General features: G+C 70.5%; 13 protein-coding genes. 5 read left to right on the forward strand and 8 right to left on the reverse strand.

Annotation, left to right across the window (positions count from 1 at the left end):
- Window positions 1-21: 21 nt before the first annotated feature.
- The 3 genes from C3488_RS09650 to C3488_RS09660 all read right to left on the reverse strand — a co-directional run bounded on the left by C3488_RS09650 (window position 22) and on the right by C3488_RS09660 (window position 3,137).
- Window positions 22-1,425 carry a glycoside hydrolase family 16 protein gene (locus C3488_RS09650; RefSeq protein WP_103838923.1) on the reverse strand — a complete coding sequence of 468 codons (1,404 nt, stop codon included), beginning with the start codon at window positions 1,423-1,425 and terminating at the stop codon, window positions 22-24.
- A gap of 380 nt (window positions 1,426-1,805) precedes the next feature.
- Window positions 1,806-2,582 carry an IclR family transcriptional regulator gene (locus C3488_RS09655; RefSeq protein WP_103838958.1) on the reverse strand — a complete coding sequence of 259 codons (777 nt, stop codon included), beginning with the start codon at window positions 2,580-2,582 and terminating at the stop codon, window positions 1,806-1,808.
- Between the two features lie 9 nt (window positions 2,583-2,591).
- Complete coding sequence (locus C3488_RS09660) at window positions 2,592-3,137, reverse strand: MarR family winged helix-turn-helix transcriptional regulator (protein ID WP_258053356.1); 546 nt, start codon at window positions 3,135-3,137, stop codon at window positions 2,592-2,594.
- 142 nt (window positions 3,138-3,279) lie between these two features.
- On the opposite strand from C3488_RS09660, the gene C3488_RS09665 reads away from it, so the two are divergent.
- The 5 genes from C3488_RS09665 (at window position 3,280) to C3488_RS09685 (ending at window position 8,039) form a co-directional block, all read left to right on the forward strand.
- Window positions 3,280-4,197 (forward strand): SDR family NAD(P)-dependent oxidoreductase, encoded by a 918-nt coding sequence (locus tag C3488_RS09665; protein WP_103838924.1) that lies wholly within the window; start codon window positions 3,280-3,282, stop codon window positions 4,195-4,197.
- The gene (locus C3488_RS09670) at window positions 4,197-5,072 is read left to right on the forward strand and encodes an amidohydrolase family protein (protein ID WP_103838925.1); all 876 of its coding nucleotides are present in this window, start codon (window positions 4,197-4,199) and stop codon (window positions 5,070-5,072) included. Before C3488_RS09665 ends, C3488_RS09670 begins: the two co-directional genes overlap by 1 nt.
- A gap of 12 nt (window positions 5,073-5,084) precedes the next feature.
- The gene (menE, locus tag C3488_RS09675) at window positions 5,085-6,608 is read left to right on the forward strand and encodes an o-succinylbenzoate--CoA ligase (RefSeq protein WP_103838926.1); all 1,524 of its coding nucleotides are present in this window, start codon (window positions 5,085-5,087) and stop codon (window positions 6,606-6,608) included.
- Entirely contained in the window at window positions 6,605-7,060 is a 456-nt protein-coding gene (locus tag C3488_RS09680; protein ID WP_103838927.1) for a MaoC family dehydratase, read from the forward strand. Before menE ends, C3488_RS09680 begins: the two co-directional genes overlap by 4 nt.
- A gap of 244 nt (window positions 7,061-7,304) precedes the next feature.
- Window positions 7,305-8,039: a DUF4232 domain-containing protein gene (locus tag C3488_RS09685; protein ID WP_103838928.1), complete on the forward strand. Its 735-nt coding sequence runs from the start codon at window positions 7,305-7,307 to the stop codon at window positions 8,037-8,039.
- On the opposite strand, the gene C3488_RS09690 is transcribed toward C3488_RS09685, so the two are convergent.
- Genes C3488_RS09690 through C3488_RS09710 form a run of 5 tightly spaced genes read right to left on the reverse strand, consistent with a single transcriptional unit; the run spans window position 8,036 to window position 15,804 of the window.
- Entirely contained in the window at window positions 8,036-9,898 is a 1,863-nt protein-coding gene (locus C3488_RS09690) for a LamG-like jellyroll fold domain-containing protein (RefSeq protein WP_103838929.1), read from the reverse strand. The genes C3488_RS09685 and C3488_RS09690 overlap by 4 nt on opposite strands.
- A gap of 49 nt (window positions 9,899-9,947) precedes the next feature.
- Window positions 9,948-13,061 (reverse strand): glycoside hydrolase family 2 TIM barrel-domain containing protein, encoded by a 3,114-nt coding sequence (locus tag C3488_RS09695; RefSeq protein WP_103838930.1) that lies wholly within the window; start codon window positions 13,059-13,061, stop codon window positions 9,948-9,950.
- Window positions 13,058-14,023 carry an alkaline phosphatase family protein gene (locus C3488_RS09700; protein WP_103838931.1) on the reverse strand — a complete coding sequence of 322 codons (966 nt, stop codon included), beginning with the start codon at window positions 14,021-14,023 and terminating at the stop codon, window positions 13,058-13,060. Before C3488_RS09700 ends, C3488_RS09695 begins: the two co-directional genes overlap by 4 nt.
- Window positions 14,024-14,053: 30 nt before the next feature.
- A complete protein-coding gene (locus tag C3488_RS09705) occupies window positions 14,054-14,923 on the reverse strand; it encodes a carbohydrate ABC transporter permease (RefSeq protein WP_103838932.1) in 870 nt (289 codons plus the stop codon).
- Entirely contained in the window at window positions 14,920-15,804 is an 885-nt protein-coding gene (locus C3488_RS09710; protein WP_103838960.1) for a carbohydrate ABC transporter permease, read from the reverse strand. Before C3488_RS09710 ends, C3488_RS09705 begins: the two co-directional genes overlap by 4 nt.
- Window positions 15,805-15,808 lie beyond the last annotated feature (4 nt).

Raw genomic sequence — 15,808 nt, forward strand, 5'->3', positions numbered from 1 at the left:
TCCCATGGGGGACCAAGGTGGTCAGTGCCCGAAGTCGAACCAGTTCACGTTCACGAAGTCGCCCGGCTGACCGCTGGTGAAGGTCAGATAGACGTCGTGTGTGCCGGTCACGGAAGTGATGTTGGCCGGAATCGTCCTCCAGCTCTGCCAGCCACCGGTGTTGGCCACCGCGAAACTGCCGATCGGCGCGTTGCTCCGGCTGTCGAGGCGCACCTCGACCAGTCCGCTCACCCCGCTCGCCGCGCCGCTCGCGACCCGGCCGTAGAACTGCTTGGCCGCCGTGGAGCCGAAGTCGACACCCTTGTACAGCGCCCAGTCGCCGTTCGCCAGCGAGCCGATGTCCTGGCCGCCACCCGTGTCCGAGGTCGTCTCGGTGGCCACGCCGGACTGGCTGTCGTACGACTCGGCCTGGATCGCGCTGTAGGCGTCCCGGTTGCCCGACGGCGGAGGCGTGGTACCGCTCCCACCGCCCGAGGACTGGAGGACCTGCACATAGTCGACCACCATCGGATGGCCGGGCTGCGTGTCGTTGTCCAGGCCGCCGCCGAGCGCGTCCGGGAAGGCGCCGCCCATCGCCACGTTCAGGATGACGAAGAACCCGTGGTTCGTGGCGTTGGTCCAGGTCGTCGCGTCGACCTGGTTGGCGGTGACCGTGTGGTAGTTGACGCCGTCGACGTAGAAGCGGATCGCTTCCGGGCTCACCGAGCGGTCCCACTCCATGGAGTAGGTGTGGAAGCCGGACTGGCACGTCGTGTTCGGACACGCGGTGGAGTTGCCGATGCCGCTGGTCTCGTTGCACGGGCCGCCCGGGTTGGTGCCGCAGTGCATCGTGGCCCAGGTCTTGTTCAGACCCTGGACGTTCTCCATGATGTCCAGCTCGCCGACACCGGGCCAGTTCTGGTAGTTCCCGCGGTAGGGGGCGCCCAGCATCCAGAGCGCGGGCCAGTAGCCCTCGGCGGCGGTGCCGGTCACGTTCGGCATCTGCAGCCGGGCCTCGACGCGCAGCCTGCCGCCCGCCGGCGGCTGGAAGTCGGTCCGGGTGGTCTCGATGCGGCCCGAGGTCCAGTGGCCGGAGGCGTCGCGGCGCGGGGTGATGAGCAGGTTGCCGTTGCCGTCCAGCGCGACGTTGTTCGTGCTGGAGGTCATCGTCTCGACCTCGCCGGTGCCCCAGTTGGCAGGGCCGCCCGGATACGCCGTCCCGGTGTCGTACTGCCAGTTGGACGTGTTGACGCCGGAGCCGGCCGCGCCGTTGAAGTCGTCGAGGAAGACCTGGCTCCAGCCCGACGGGGGAGCGGGAGCGGAGGCGTTGGCGGACGGCGTGGCGACCGTGGCGGCGGCCACGGCGAGCACCGCCGTGCCGAGGGCGGCGACGAACGCCCGCCTCGCACTGCGCCGTCTGCGGGGTATGCCGGGGGAATCGCTCATGGGGGGTGCCTCTCGAGTACGGGGAGTGGGTGCGCGGGTGCCTGCCGGAGAGCGCCGCGGCCCTTTGAGAGCGCTCTCACGCGATGGTTGCGCGCTCAATGTGCTCTCCGTCACTCCGGTCGTCAAGAGGTGAAGCGGAGAAAGTCGCTCGGACGGAAGGGAGTTCAGGGCATGAAGGGAGGAAGGGGGGCAGGACGGTCCGGCGTCGACCGGGCCCGTGGGTCCGTCGGTTCCCGGTGCCGGCCACCACTCTCAATCGAGCCCGGCGCCACCGGGGTCGGGGAACGGGTCGGCGAACCACGCCCCATGTCCCAGCCGTTCCACCGACGGTGCCGACGCCTCAGGGTCTGGCCCCAATCCCTGAAACCGTGCCCTGGGCGTCACCGCGCCTCCGGCTGCCACCCCAGCGCCCGTGAGATCCCCCGTGCCGCCAGCCGCACCGCCGGGACAAGAGCCGGTACCTGGGCCGTCGCGTGCGGGACCACGACCGACACCGCCGCTGTCACCCTGCCGTCGCGGTCCCGTACGGGGGCCGCCACCGACAGGGCGTCCTCCGTGACCTGACGGCTGCTCACGGCCGCTGCCGCACGGCGTACTTCGGCCAGTTGGCGGCGCAGCCGCACCGGGTCCGTGATGGTGTACGGGGTGAACGCGGCCAGCGGCCCCGCGCAGTACTCGTCCTGGAACTCCTGGTCGCTGTGGGCCAGCAGGGCCAGGCCCACCCCGGTGGCGTGCAGCGGCCAGCGGGCGCCGACCCGGATGTGCACGCCGACGGCGGAGCGCCCCGAGAGCCACTCGATGTACACGACCTCGGCGCCGTCGCGCACCGCGAGCTGCACGTTCTCGTGCGTCGCCTCGTACAGGTCCTCCAGGTACGGCAACGCCACCTGCCGCAGCGCGAGCCCGCGCGGGGCGAGCGCCGCGACCTCCCACAGCCTCAGGCCCACGTGGTAGACGCCGTCCGCGTCCCGCTCGAGCGCGCCCCACTCGGTCAGCGCGCCGACCAGGCGGTGCGTGGTGGTGAGGGTGAGCCCGGCCCGGCGGCTGATGTCGGTCAGGCACAGCGCCGGGTGCGCGTGGTCGAAGGCGGCGAGGACGGCGAGCAGGCGGTCGGGCGCGGAGCGCGCCACCTGAGGGGGCAGGGCGTCGGCGGTCATCGGCATGTGTCACCCGAGTCCGGTCTCGGCGACTCTGAGCAGCAGCGCGTGCAGGGCGTCCCGCTCGTCGGCGCCGAGCGGCCGGAGCAGTTCGTCGGTGACCCGGGACCCCGCCTCGTCGGTGTCGCGCAGGAAGGCCCGGCCGGCCTCGGTCAGCACGACGATGCGGCTGCGCCGGTCGTCCGGGGAGGGGCGGCGCTCGGCGAACCCCAGCTTCTCCAGGTCGTCGACGAGGCCGACGATCGCGCTCGGGTCGTAGCCGAGAGAGGTGCTCAGCTCCCGCTGGAGGGCGCCCTCGGAGGTGGCGAGGAAGCGCAGCAGGGCGTAGTGGCGCAGCCGCAGGCCGGACTCCTGGAGGAAGGCGTTGAACAGCTGACCCGAGCGCAGCCCGAGCCGGTACAGCAGATAGCCGGTGTCCGCGTGCAGCCCGCGCATCCACGGCTCCCGGGCGTCGATGGGGTCGGCGGAGGTCGGGGCGTGCTGCTGGCCGGTGATGACGGGCTCCCTGGGCCGGGCCTCCGGACGGGAGGCGGTACGGACTGCTGCCCACAGCATGCCGCACGGACCGGTCGGCAACAACTATTGACGACAACAATGATTGTCCTTAGCTTCGATCTCGAAGCCGCACCGCCGCCGGAGCAGCAGGCGCCTCGCCGCAGCGCGCCCGGTGGCCGACCCGTCTGGAAGGGACCCGCTCGTGCCCAGCATCGATCTCAACGGCAAGGTGGCCGTCGTCACCGGAAGCGGCCGTGGCCTCGGCCTGGCCTACGCCCACGCACTGGCCGCCCACGGCGCCGCCGTGGTCGTGAACGACGTCGACGAGGCCGTGGCCGAGCAGGCCGTGAAGTCCATCACCGAGGCGGGCGGCAAGGCCGTGGCCGAGGTCGTCGCGGTCGGCACCCGCGAGGCCGCCGACCGGCTGGTCGCCCGTGCCGTAGAGGAGTTCGGCCGACTGGACGTCCTGGTCACCAACGCCGGCATCCTGCGCGACAAGGTGCTGTGGAAGATGACCGACGACGACTTCGACGCGGTGATCACCACCCATCTGCGCGGCACCTTCACCTGCGCCCGTGCCGCCGCCGTCCGCATGCGCGAACAGGGCGAGGGCGGCACCCTGATCCTGGTCGGCTCTCCGGCCGGCCAGCGCGGCAACTTCGGCCAGACCAACTACGCCGCCGCGAAGGCCGGCATCGCCGCCATGGCCCGCACCTGGTCGATGGAGCTGGCCCGCGCGAACATCACCGTCAACGCGATCGTGCCGGTCGCCGCCACCGCCATGACCGAGACCATTCCGGCCTTCGCCCCCTACATCGAGGCGATGAGGAACGGGGAGCCGCTGCCGGACTTCCTCCGCAAGGGCGAGGGCTTCGGCACCCCCGAGGACTGCGCCGCTCTCGTGCCCTTCCTGGCCTCCCAGGCGGCGCGCGGTGTGACCGGCCAGTGCATCGGCATCGGCGGCGACAAGGTGGCACTCTGGTCGCATCCGCAGGAGATCAGGACGGCGTACGCGGACGGCGGCTGGTCCCCGGACACCCTCGCCGATGCGTGGGCCACCTCGGTCGGCGCCGAACCGCAGACCGTCGGCATCCCCGCGCCGAAGTTCCCGGAGGCGTGATGGACCTGAACGAACTCGTCGCGATCGACGTCCACACCCACGCCGAGGTCTCCTCCAAGGGACACTCCTCGCTGGACGACGACCTGCACGACGCCTCCTCCGCCTACTTCAAGGTGGAGGGCAAGCGGAAGCCGACCCTTCAGGAGACGGCCGCGTACTACCGCGAGCGGAAGATGGCCGCCGTGATCTTCACGGTCGACGCCGAGTCCGCGACCGGCACCGAGCCGGTCCCCAACGAGGAGGTCGCCGAGGCCGCCGCCGCCAACCCGGACGTGCTGATCCCGTTCGCGTCCATCGACCCCTTCCGCGGCAAGGCCGGCGTCAGGCAGGCCCGCCGTCTGGTCGAGGAGTACGCAGTGAAGGGCTTCAAGTTCCACCCCAGCATCCAGGGCTTCTTCCCCAACGACCGCTCGGTGGCGTACGACCTGTACGAGGTCATCGAGGAGACCGGCGCCATCGCCCTGTTCCACACCGGCCAGACCGGGATCGGCGCCGGCGTACCCGGCGGGGGCGGGATCAGGCTCAAGTACTCCAATCCGCTGCATGTGGACGACGTCGCCGCCGACTTCCCGCATCTGAAGATCATCCTGGCGCACCCGTCGTTCCCCTGGCAGGACGAGGCCCTCGCGGTCGCCACCCATAAACCCGGCGTGCACATCGACCTGTCCGGCTGGTCGCCGAAGTACTTTCCGCCGCAGCTCGTGCAGTACGCCAACACCTTGCTCAAGGACAAGGTGCTCTTCGGCTCCGACTTCCCCGTCCTCACCCCCGACCGCTGGCTCGCCGACTTCGAGAAGCTGTCGATCAAGGACGAGGTCCGGCCGAAGATCCTCAAGGAGAACGCCGCCCGCCTGCTCGGGCTGACGAAAGCGTAAAGGGGCCGTGAGATGCGCAACGAGGGACTGGGGTCGTGGCCCGCACGCCGGGCCCGCAAGACCCCGCACCGCACCGCCCTGATCCACGGCGTCCGCAGTGCCACCTACGCGGAGCTGTACGAACGCACCACCCGTCTCGCGCACGCCCTGCGCGCCCGTGGTGTCCGCCGCGGCGACCGGATCGCCTACCTCGGTCCCAACCACCCCGCATATCTGGAGACCCTGTTCGCGGCGGGCACCCTCGGCGCGGTCTTCGTCCCGCTCAACATCCGCCTCGCCGGCCCCGAGATCGCCTACCAGCTCGCCGACTCGGGTGCCAAGGCCCTCGTCTACGCGCCCGCGCTGGCCGCGCTCGTCGCCGGGCTCCCGGGCAGCACGGATGTGCGGACGTACGTGGAAGTGGGCCGTGAGTACGAGGAGTTGCTGGCCGCCGCGAGCGACGAGCCGATCGACCAGCCCGTACTCCTCGACGACACCTGCATCATCATGTACACCTCGGGGACCACGGGCCGCCCCAAGGGCGCGATGCTCACGCACGGCAACCTGGTCTGGAACGCGTTCAACGTGCTCGTCGACCACGACCTGGTCGCCGACGAACGCGCCCTGGTCTCCGCCCCGTTGTTCCACACGGCCGGGCTGAACATGCTCACCCTGCCCGTCCTGCTCAAGGGCGGCACCTGCGTCCTGGTCGAGTCCTTCGACCCGGAGGCCACCTTCGACCTGATCGAACGCCACCGGATCACCTTCATGTTCGGGGTGCCCACCATGTTCGACCAGGTGGCCCGGCATCCGCGCTGGGCCGGGGCAGACCTGTCCAGCCTCCGCATCCTCACCTGCGGCGGCTCCCCGGTCCCGACCCCGCTGATCGCGAGGTACCAGGAGCGCGGGCTCACCTTCCTCCAGGGCTACGGCATGACGGAGGCCGCTCCCGGCACGCTCTTCCTGGACGCCGAGCACGCGGTCAGCAAGGCGGGTTCGGCCGGTGTGCCGCACTTCTTCAGCGATGTACGGGTGGTGCGGCCCGACCTCACCCCCGTCGACGTCGGCGAGACGGGCGAGGTCGTGGTGCGCGGCCCTCACGTCATGCCCGGCTACTGGGGACTGCCGGAGGAGACCGCGGCCGTGTTCGCCGACGGCTGGTTCCGCAGCGGGGACGCGGCCCGCGTGGACGAGGACGGGTACGTCTACATCGTCGACCGCATCAAGGACATGATCATCTCCGGGGGCGAGAACATCTACCCCGCCGAGATCGAGGACCAGCTCCTCGCCCATCCGGACATCGTCGAGTGCGCCGTCATCGGCGTGCCCGACGAGAAGTGGGGGGAGGTGCCGCGCGCGGTCGTCGTCCCCCGCGAGGGCGCCACGCTCGAACCGGACGAGGTGATCGCCTCGCTCTCCGGCCGGCTGGCCAAGTACAAGATCCCCAAGTCGGTGGTGATCGCGGACGCCCTCCCGCGCACCGCCTCCGGAAAGCTCCTGAAGTCCCGGGTCCGCTCCCGGTACGGCACCAACTCCCAGGCAAAGGACCACAGATGAGCATCACCGTCAACGGCCTCGACGAACTCAAGAAGCTGGCCGGCAGCGACCTCGGCACCAGCGAGTGGATCGAGGTCACCCAGGAGCGGATCAACACCTTCGCCGACGCCACGGGCGACCACCAGTGGATCCACGTCGACCCGGAGAAGGCGAAGGACGGCCCGTTCGGCGCGCCCATCGCGCACGGTTATCTGACCCTGTCCCTCTTCATCCCGCTCTTCACCGAGCTGCTTCAGGTCGAGGGCGTGTCGACGAAGGTCAACTACGGCCTGAACAAGGTGCGTTTCCCGGCACCGGTGAAGGTCGGCTCCCGCATCCGGCTGGTCGCGAAGCTCGCGTCGGTGGAGGACGTGCCGGGCGGGGTGCAGATCGCCGTGGACGGCACGATAGAGATCGACGGCGGCGGGAAGCCCGCGGCCGTCCTGCAGAGCCTGTCGCGGTTCTACGCCTGAGGCAGGGCGTTCTCGCCCGAGGCAGGGATTTCTGCCTCGGGCCCGCGTTCGCAGGCAGGCGCGTCCGGTCCGGAGCAGGGGCACGCAACGCACGTTCGAAACCCTGCCCGGGTTCCTCCGGCGGCGGGTGACAATGCGCACGGCAGTCCTCCCCGCGCCCGCCGCAACCTCGCCTCCCCTTCCCCCGTCTAACTGGCTGCAGGGCCCGCGTGGCGGGTCCCGCGTCCAGACCAGGGGGAAGCCCATGCGCGTCCAGCAGTTCCGCAAGGTTCCGGCCGCCGCCGTGGTGCTCGCGGCGGGACTCGCGCTCACCGCCTGCAACGGCGACGACGGCAAGCACAGCGGAGTGAGCTCCGCGCCGTCCGCCACCGCGTCCACGTCAGGAGCCTCTCAGGGCTCCGGCAGCGGTACGGCAGGCGGCGGCTCCTCGGCGACGGCCACCTCCGGCACCGGTACCGGCGGCACGAGCAGCGCGTCCGGCTCTGCCACGGCGCCAGGCTCGACCGCGGGATCCGGCACGACCGCGGGGTCCGGCTCGGCCACGGCGTCCGCGGGACCGCGGACCACCGTGAAAACCGCTGCCCGGTGCAGGATTGCGCATCTGACCTTCGCCAAGGGCGACGCGTACGGCAAGGGCCCGTACTCGAACATTCCCGTGAGACTGACCAACTCCGGCCCCGCCCCCTGCTCCCTGCACGGCTTCCCGGGCGTGGACCTGGTCGGCAAGGACGGACACGTCCGTGCCCGGCGAAGCGTCGAGGCCCCGCACACCGTCGTCCTCACCCCGGGCCGGAGCGCGACCTTCCTGCTGGTCGTGCCGCAGAACTACAGTGGCGGCAGCGGAGTGACCTTCACCCGCGCGGTGATCACCCTGCCGCGTGAGATCCACCCGCACATCCTGCGACTCAGGGTGAACCTGCCCGCCAAGGGCGAAGGTCCCGACGACCACACGGTGATCGTCGGCCCCGTCACCCGCTAGCCCGCAATCCCCGTGTTCAGGCGGCGGGCAGTCGGCTGGTTCATGAACGACGTGACAGGCAGCGCCCGTTCGACGATGCGCACGTCGCCGAGGCGGCCGTGCAGGATCTGGTCGATCCTCCCGGCGTACTCGTAGCCACCGAGCAGCCACGGCAGCCCGACGGACGTGATGCCGACCGCGGCGGCCTTCGGGTTGCGGACGACCGGGCAGCCCTCGACGTACAGCGTCGTGTGCCGGCCGTCGTTGACGACCGCGAGGTGCCACCAGGTCTCCAGCGGGGTCTCCTGGCCCCAGTTGGTGGCGATGCCCTCCTGGTTCAGCGGGCGCATCGCCCACTGCGGCTCGCGGTCGTTGGACAGCGAGAGGGTGGCCAGCGGCTCGTCGGGGTCGTCGGCGGTCTTCCCGGCCGCGCCGCCCGTGCCCGTACGGCTGACGATGCCCGACCAGGCGTTGTGGTCGGGGTCCCAGTCGGCGGGCAGCCGGTAGAAGGCCTCGATGGTGTAACCGTCCTCGAAGGTGGCGGAGTTGAGCGGAGCTCCGTCCACCGTGCGCAGATACGCGCCCTTCAGCGGCGACTTGAAGCCCTGGAACTCCAGGCTGCCGTGTCCCGGTTGATCGGGGTGGTGGTCCGGCGACCAGCCGAGCGAGCCGCCGCCCACCGAGACGACGGTGAGGTCGTTGCCCCGGCCGGACAGGTCGTGGACGGCGCCGGAGACGGGCGACTCGAAGCGCCAGTAGGCGACCGTGCCCGATATCAGCATCTGCGACGCGGGCCGCGCGGGGCGGGCCGGGACGGGGTCGAAGCCGGAGAAGCGCTCCGCGAAGTCGATCTCCACCGAGAACCGGTCGGCGTCACCGCTCAGCTCGATCTCCTGCCGCTCCAGCTCGTTGAGGCCCTCCGCGGCCCGCCCGAGGATCCACGGTGAGACCGTCTCCACGTCGATGACGTTCCGGTCCAGGTCGAAGCGGTACAGGCGGATCATCGCCGCGCCGCCGAAGTAGCGGTTCTGGTAGTTCGTCAGGTGCAGGTGCACCTCGTTGCCCGCCGCGTTCCTGCGGGTCGCGCGACCCGCGGGCCAGAAGTGGCCGTTCAGGGTCAGGAAGACCTGGTCGTGGTCATCGATCAGCTGGTCCCACAGCTGCCGGCCGTACGCCGACAACTGGTCGTCCTCGGCGACCAGTTCGTGCGTGGTGAGGATGACGGGCGCCTTCGGGTGCCGGGCGAGTACGTCCTTCGCCCAGGCGTACCCCTTCGCCGACAGCCGCCAGTCCAGCGCCAGCACCAGCCACTCGCGCCCGGCCGCCCGGAACACGTGGTAGGTGTTGTAGCCGTCCGGGGAGGCGCCGCCGAAGGTCGAGCTGCTCCTGAAACGCTGCGGCCCGAACGCGTCCAGGTACGGCGTCGAGCCGCGCTGGTCGTCCGTCGACGACTTGATGTCGTGGTTGCCGGCCAGGACGCTGTAGCCGACGCCCTGCCGGTCGAGGAGCTTGAACGCCTTGCCGACGGCGGCGAACTCCTCCTCGGCGCCGTTCTGGGTGAGGTCGCCGAGGTGGGACAGGAAGACGATGTTCTCGTCCCTGCCGTGCTCCAGCAGATAGCGCAGGGACGCCTCGACGGGCGCCGGGTCGATGCTCGGCCCGTCGAAGAGGTATTGCGTGTCGGGCATCACCGCGAGGGTGAAACGACGGCTCTCGGCGTCGGGTCGCCGGCTGCTCTCCTCGGCCGCCTCGGCGACGGCCGGCAGCGCCACCCCGGCCGTGGCGGCCGCGCCCAGCAGCGCGGTGGCCCTGAGAAAACCACGTCTTCCGGCACCGGCCTGCGCGGCCTCGTCCTGATCGTGGTCATGCGACGTACACACGTGTGCTCCGTGAGAGGTGACGTGACGGGAAAGCGGGAAAGGCGGGCGGTTACAGAACACGCAGGGTCCAGCTCCAGCGGTGGACGCCCGGTGGGATGCGGTACTCGGGGAAGGTGTCGGGGCCGCACGACGTCGTGCCCAGCCCCCGGTGCGCCGCGTCGATGTGCACCACGCAGCCGGAACGCGGCACCAGCTCGTCGTGGTGTGTGGCGGCCGCCAGGTCCTCGGCGCGATGCCGGGTGACGGAGACCTGGCGCGGCTCGTCCAGCACGACCGCTAGTGCCCCGGCAGGCAACGCTTGCCCGTCAAGGAGCGGCGTCCGGTGCGTGCTCTCGGCGTGCCGGCCGAAAGCTCTCGTACTGGATGTACTTGGGCTTTCGGCCGGTGCGGCGAGAGTGGGGGCACCCCCTGCTCGAAGAGCTTGGGGGAGTGCCGGGCGTCGCGACGGGGCGGACGTTGCCTGCCGGGGCACTGGGCCGGTCGCGTCCGGCGCCGACAGCGTGAACCGGCGTACGCCGTGCCGGCCGCCGCTCTCCTGCGGGCGCAGATAGGGAGTGAACAGGTCGTCGACGCGGACGGAGTGATGGCCGACCGGCGCGCCCGCGCTGCGGTCGGGATACGACTCCCAGGGCCCCTGCCCGAACCACTCCAGCAGATCCAGGCCCGGCGTCGTCTCGAACACCGACCCGACCCGCGCGACGTCGTCGAACTCCTCGGGCAGCTCGGCCTCCTCGTCCACCCGGACTCCGCCCTCGACCGGTGTGAACACCTGCCGGTGCCGCACGACCCCGACGGTGCCGGCGTACTCGGTGTCCACGGTCACCCGGCCGCCGTCCCGCCGCACCGACACGACCTTGCGGACCAGCGAGTCGAGCCCCCAGGTCCGCCAGCGCAGCGCCATGCCGCCCAGCTCGTCGTTGTCGGTGGGCGCCCGCCACAGCGACAGCGTGGGGGCAGCCGTCAGCAGCGGATGGACCAGCAGGCCCTCGCCGTCGACCTCCACGAGCCGGTCCACGGCGGTGTCCTCGGTCGGGTCGGGTCCCCGCAGCCGTACCTGCGGCACACACACCTCCGTGCCGCGCGGCGCCCACGGCTGGTCCTCGGCCAGGGTCACCCGCAGCGTCAGCCAGGCCTCGCCGCCGTCGCGCGGCACCTCGAAGGGCAGCGGTACCGCAGCCGTCTCGCCGGGCCGCAGATCGGGCAGATCGGCGGGCGTGGTCAGCGTACGGCCGTCCGCGAGGGACAGCTCCCATTGGCCGGTCAGCCAGTCCAGGCCCCGGAAGTGCTGGTGGTTGCCGAGGACGATGCCCTCGTGCTTGAAGCACTCGATGCGCACCGGCGCCGCGATCTCCCGGTGCTCGTACAGCGCGGGCTTGGGGGTTCGGTCCGGGAAGACGACACCGTCCGCGATGAACGCGCTGTCGTGGATGGTCTCGCCGAAGTCGCCGCCGTACGCCCAGCGATGGCCGGGCGCGGCGACACCGCCCGCGTACAGCCCGGCGCCCGCGCGCCCGGTCGGTCTGCCGTCGCTCACGCGCTGCAGAATTCCGTGGTCCCAGAACTCCCAGATGAACCCGCCCTGAAGACCCGGCGTCGACTCGATGGCCGCCCAATGGTCCGCCAGCGTGCCGTTGCTGTTGCCCATGGCGTGCGAGTACTCGCACTGGATCAGGGGCCGGGTCTGCCGGCCCGACAGGGCGTGGGCCACGCAGTCCTCGAGCGGCGCGTACATGGGGCAGGCGATGTCGGAGGCGTCGTCGGTCGCCGCCCAGTCGAGCTTGGCGGCCCCCTCGTACTGGATCGGCCGCGTCGGATCGTGCCGCCGCACCCAGCCGGCCGCCGCGTCGTGGTTCGCGCCGTAGTCGGACTCGTTGCCCAGGGACCAGATGATGATCGAGGGGTGGTTCTTGTCGCGGAGCACCATCCGCGAGACCCGGTCCACGAAGGCGTTCAGATAGCGCGGGTCGTCGGCGATCTCGTGGGCGTGGTCGTGCGACTCGATGTCGGCCTCGTCGACGACGTAGAAGCCGAGCTCGTCGGCGAGGTCGTACAGGGCGGGGTCGTTCGGGTAGTGGGAGGTGCGGATCGCGTTGAATCCGAACCGCTTCAGCAGCACCAGGTCCGCGCGCATGTCGTCGTACGACACCGTGCGGCCGGTCAGTGGATGGAAGTCGTGGCGGTTGACACCACGGATGAACACGCGCTCGCCGTTGACCAGCAGGTCCCGGCCGACGATCTCGACGTCGCGGAATCCGACGCGGTGCCGTGAGGTGTCGGCGACCGTTCCGTCGGCGCGGTGCAGGCGGACGGTGAGGTCGTACAGCTCCGGCGTCTCCGCGTTCCAGGTGCGCACGTCGGGGACGGTGGCGCGGATGCGGGCCTCGCCGAGGAAGTCGGAGACGCGGTCGTCCTCGGTGTTGAGGCGGTCGAACTCGGTGTCCTGCGTGAGGAGGTGGCCCTCCAGCTCGCCGCTGACGTACCACCCGTCGGGCAGTGCCCCGCGTGCGTCGCGCACCCGGCAGTCGATGCGCAGCCCGCCGTCCTGCCGCGCCCGCACGGTCACGTCGGCGAGGTGCAGGGGATCGGTGGCGTACAGCAGTACCGACCGCGTGACGCCCCCGTGCCACCACTGGTCCTGGTCCTCGATGTGCGAGGCGTCGGACCACTTGACGACGGTCAGGCGCACGGTGGCGCGCTCCCCGGGCCGTACGACCCCGCTCAGGTCGAACTCGGCGGCCAGATGGGAGTCCTTGGAGATGCCGACGGGCCGCCCGTCCACGTGCACGAGCAGCACGCTCTCGGCGGCCCCGACCTGGAGCACGATCCGCCGCCCGGCCCACTCGGCGGGCACGTCCACCTCGCGCTCGTACACGCCCGTCGGGTTGGCGTCCGGCGAGCCGGGTGGGAAGTCGGGGAACGGCATGCGCACGTTGGTGTACTGCGGCAGGTCGTCCGTGCCCTGAAGGGTCCAGGCGCCGGGGACGTACGCCGAGGACCAGGCACCGCCGACCGGCGCGTCCGGAGTGGGCAGCAACTTGAAGCGCCAGTCGCCGTCCAGGGGGAGTGCTCCGGAGCGCCGGTCGACGGCGTTCATGGGCAGGCGCCCCCAGGAGGTCAGTTCTGGGGCCTGCCAGGGGCGCAGGGCGAGAAGTGGGTCGGTCATGACCATTCCGGAGTCGGTGGTGACGTGAGTCGGTGGTGACGTGTGCGTGGCATGGAGCCGTCCAGGACGCGGCCTTGCAGGCCCCAGGCGGGGTCGAGGGGGATGCCGAGCCGGTCCAGGACGGTGGGGGCGATGTCGATGAGGCGGGCAGTGGGGAGCCGGATGCCGCCGGGCGCGCCGGGCTCGGCGAGGATGACGAAGACCTCTCGCTCGGCACGCGTGTCGCCTCCGTGGCCACCGGCGTCGAGGTGGCCGTGGTCCGTGGTGACCAGTACGGTCCAGTGCTCCTCCGCACGGGCGGGGTCGGAGCGCCGGGCGTCGACGGCCGCGAGCAGCCGGCCGAGGTGGGCGTCCTGGGTGAGGAGGGCTCGGTCGTAGGCGGGGCTGAGGGGACCCGTGGCGTGGCCGGCCTCGTCGGTGGCACCGAAGTACACGAACACGACGTCCGGGTCGTCCTCGGTGAGCCAGCGGGCGGCGGTGCGGGCGACCAGACGGTCGGCGGTGTCGTATCCGTCGGCCTCGCCGTCGTAGTGCACACCTCGGCCGATGGCGGGCCCGAGGGTGCCGCGGCGGACCAGTTCCGGCCAGGACACCGCGGCCGCGGCGCGCAGACCAGGCCGGGCGGTGACGGCGCGGCTGAGGAAGTCGGGGTAGCGGGCGTAGTCGGCGCCGGCGAAGTCGTTGCCCCTCACCCCGTGACGGTCGGGCCACACCCCGGTCAGCACGCTCGACCAGCCGGGCCCGGAGTCGGTGTAGGCCATGCTGGTCGACGGCCCGTTCTCGGCCTGACCGTCCACCTCACCGTAGGGCAGCAGGCTGGTGCCGTGGGCCCCGGCGGTCATGAGGCCGTGCACAACGGGGGCCGTGGACGGCGACCGGGTCAGCCGGTCGTAGCGCACCCCGTCCATGCCCACCACGAGCACCTTGCGACGCCCTGGCCGCCCGACCCCGACGTCGTACATCACCGGTCACCTCTTCCTCGCGACACCGGTTCAGCTGCCCTGTACCGCTCCTTCGGTGGCGCCCGCTATGAACCCGCGGGCGAAGATGCTGAAGACCACCACCAGGGGGAGGGCCGCCATGAGCACACCGGCCATGACCATGCTGTAGTCGGTGGTGTGGCCGACGTTGAGCTGGGCGAGCTCCACCTGGAGCGTCACATGGTCGGGGTTGGTGAGCACGACGAGCGGCCAGATGTAGTCGTTCCAGCAGTTGACGAAGGCGTAGATGGCAAGGAAGGACAGCGCGGGCCTGATCATCGGCAGCGTGATGTTCCAGTACTGACGGAAGAACCCGGCGCCGTCGATGCGCGCGGCGTCGAGCAGCTCGTCGGGCACGCCGTTCTCTATGTACTGGTGCAGCCAGAAGATGCCGAAGGCGTTGGCGAGGGAGGGCAGCGCCAGCGCCTTGAGCATGCCGACCCAGCCGATCTTCGACATGAGGATGAACTGCGGCAGGATGGCCAGTTGGAGCGGCAGCATCATGAACAACAGCAGCGTGCCGAACAGCACCTTGCGTCCGGGGAAGTCGAACTTGGCGAAGGTGAAGGCCGCCAGGGAGTCGATGAACAGCACCAGGGCGGTGGTGACGCACGCGACGACGACCGTGTTGAGCATCGACCCGAAGAAGTCGATGGTGTTCAGCACGTGCCGGATGTTCTCCAGCAGGTGGGAGCCGAAGGTCAGCTTCGGTGGGCTCTTGTAGATCTCCTGGGTGGTGTTGGTCGCCATGACGATCGTCCACGCGAAGGGGAAGACCGAGATCAGGACCGCCAGCACGAGGATGATGTGCGCGGTCAGGCCCTTGGGGCGGCGCAGACGCCGCGCGCTCTTGGCCGGCCGCGTCGTGTCGGCTGTCGTCATGACTTCCTCCCTCCGCGCGTGATGCGCCAGTTGATGGCGACCAGCACGAGGATCAGTACGAAGAAGGCCCACACGATGGCCGCGCCGTAGCCGTAGTCGTTGTTCAGGAAGGCCGACTGGTAGAAGTACAGCAACGTGGTCAGACCGGCCTGGCCCGGGCCGCCGAGGTTCGCGTTGGCGGCGTTGCTGGCGAACAGGACCTGGGGCTCGCTGAAGCTCTGCAGGCCGTTGATGGTCGAGATGATGACGGTGAACAGGATGATGGGCCGCATGATCGGGATGGTGATCTGGAAGAAGGTGCGGACGGGCCCGGCACCGTCCATCTTCGCGGCCTCGTAGATCGACGTCGGGATCGCCTGGAGACCGGCCAGATAGATGATCATGTTGTAGCCGGTCCACATCCAGGTCATCAGCAGCGCGATGACCAGTTTGATCAGCCACGGGTTGCTGAGCCACGGGACGGGCGAGATGCCGACCGTGCCCAGGATCGCGTTGACCAGGCCGAAGTTGTTGCTGAACACCGCGCCGAAGAAGATCGCCACCGCGACGATCGAGGTGACGTTCGGGACGTACAGGGCGATGCGGTAGAAGCCCTTGAAGCGGCGCACCGAGTGCAGCAGCGTCGCCAGCACCAGGGCGCCGAAGAGCGTGGGAACGGTGGACAGGACCCAGATCACCAGGGTGTTGCGGATCGACAGCCAGAAGACCGGGTCCGACCAGAGGAACCGGAACTGCTGCAGGCCCACGAACTGCATGGTGCCCATGCCGTCCCAGCGCTGGAAGGCCAGGTACAGCGAGTAGAAGACGGGGAAGAAGGAGAAGGCGACGAAGATCAGGTAGAAGGGCGAGATCGCCAGGTACTGCCGCCAGTAGGACAGCAGCCCG

The sequence above is a fragment of the Streptomyces sp. Ru72 genome, assembly GCF_002920635.1.
Lineage (GTDB): Bacteria > Actinomycetota > Actinomycetes > Streptomycetales > Streptomycetaceae > Streptomyces.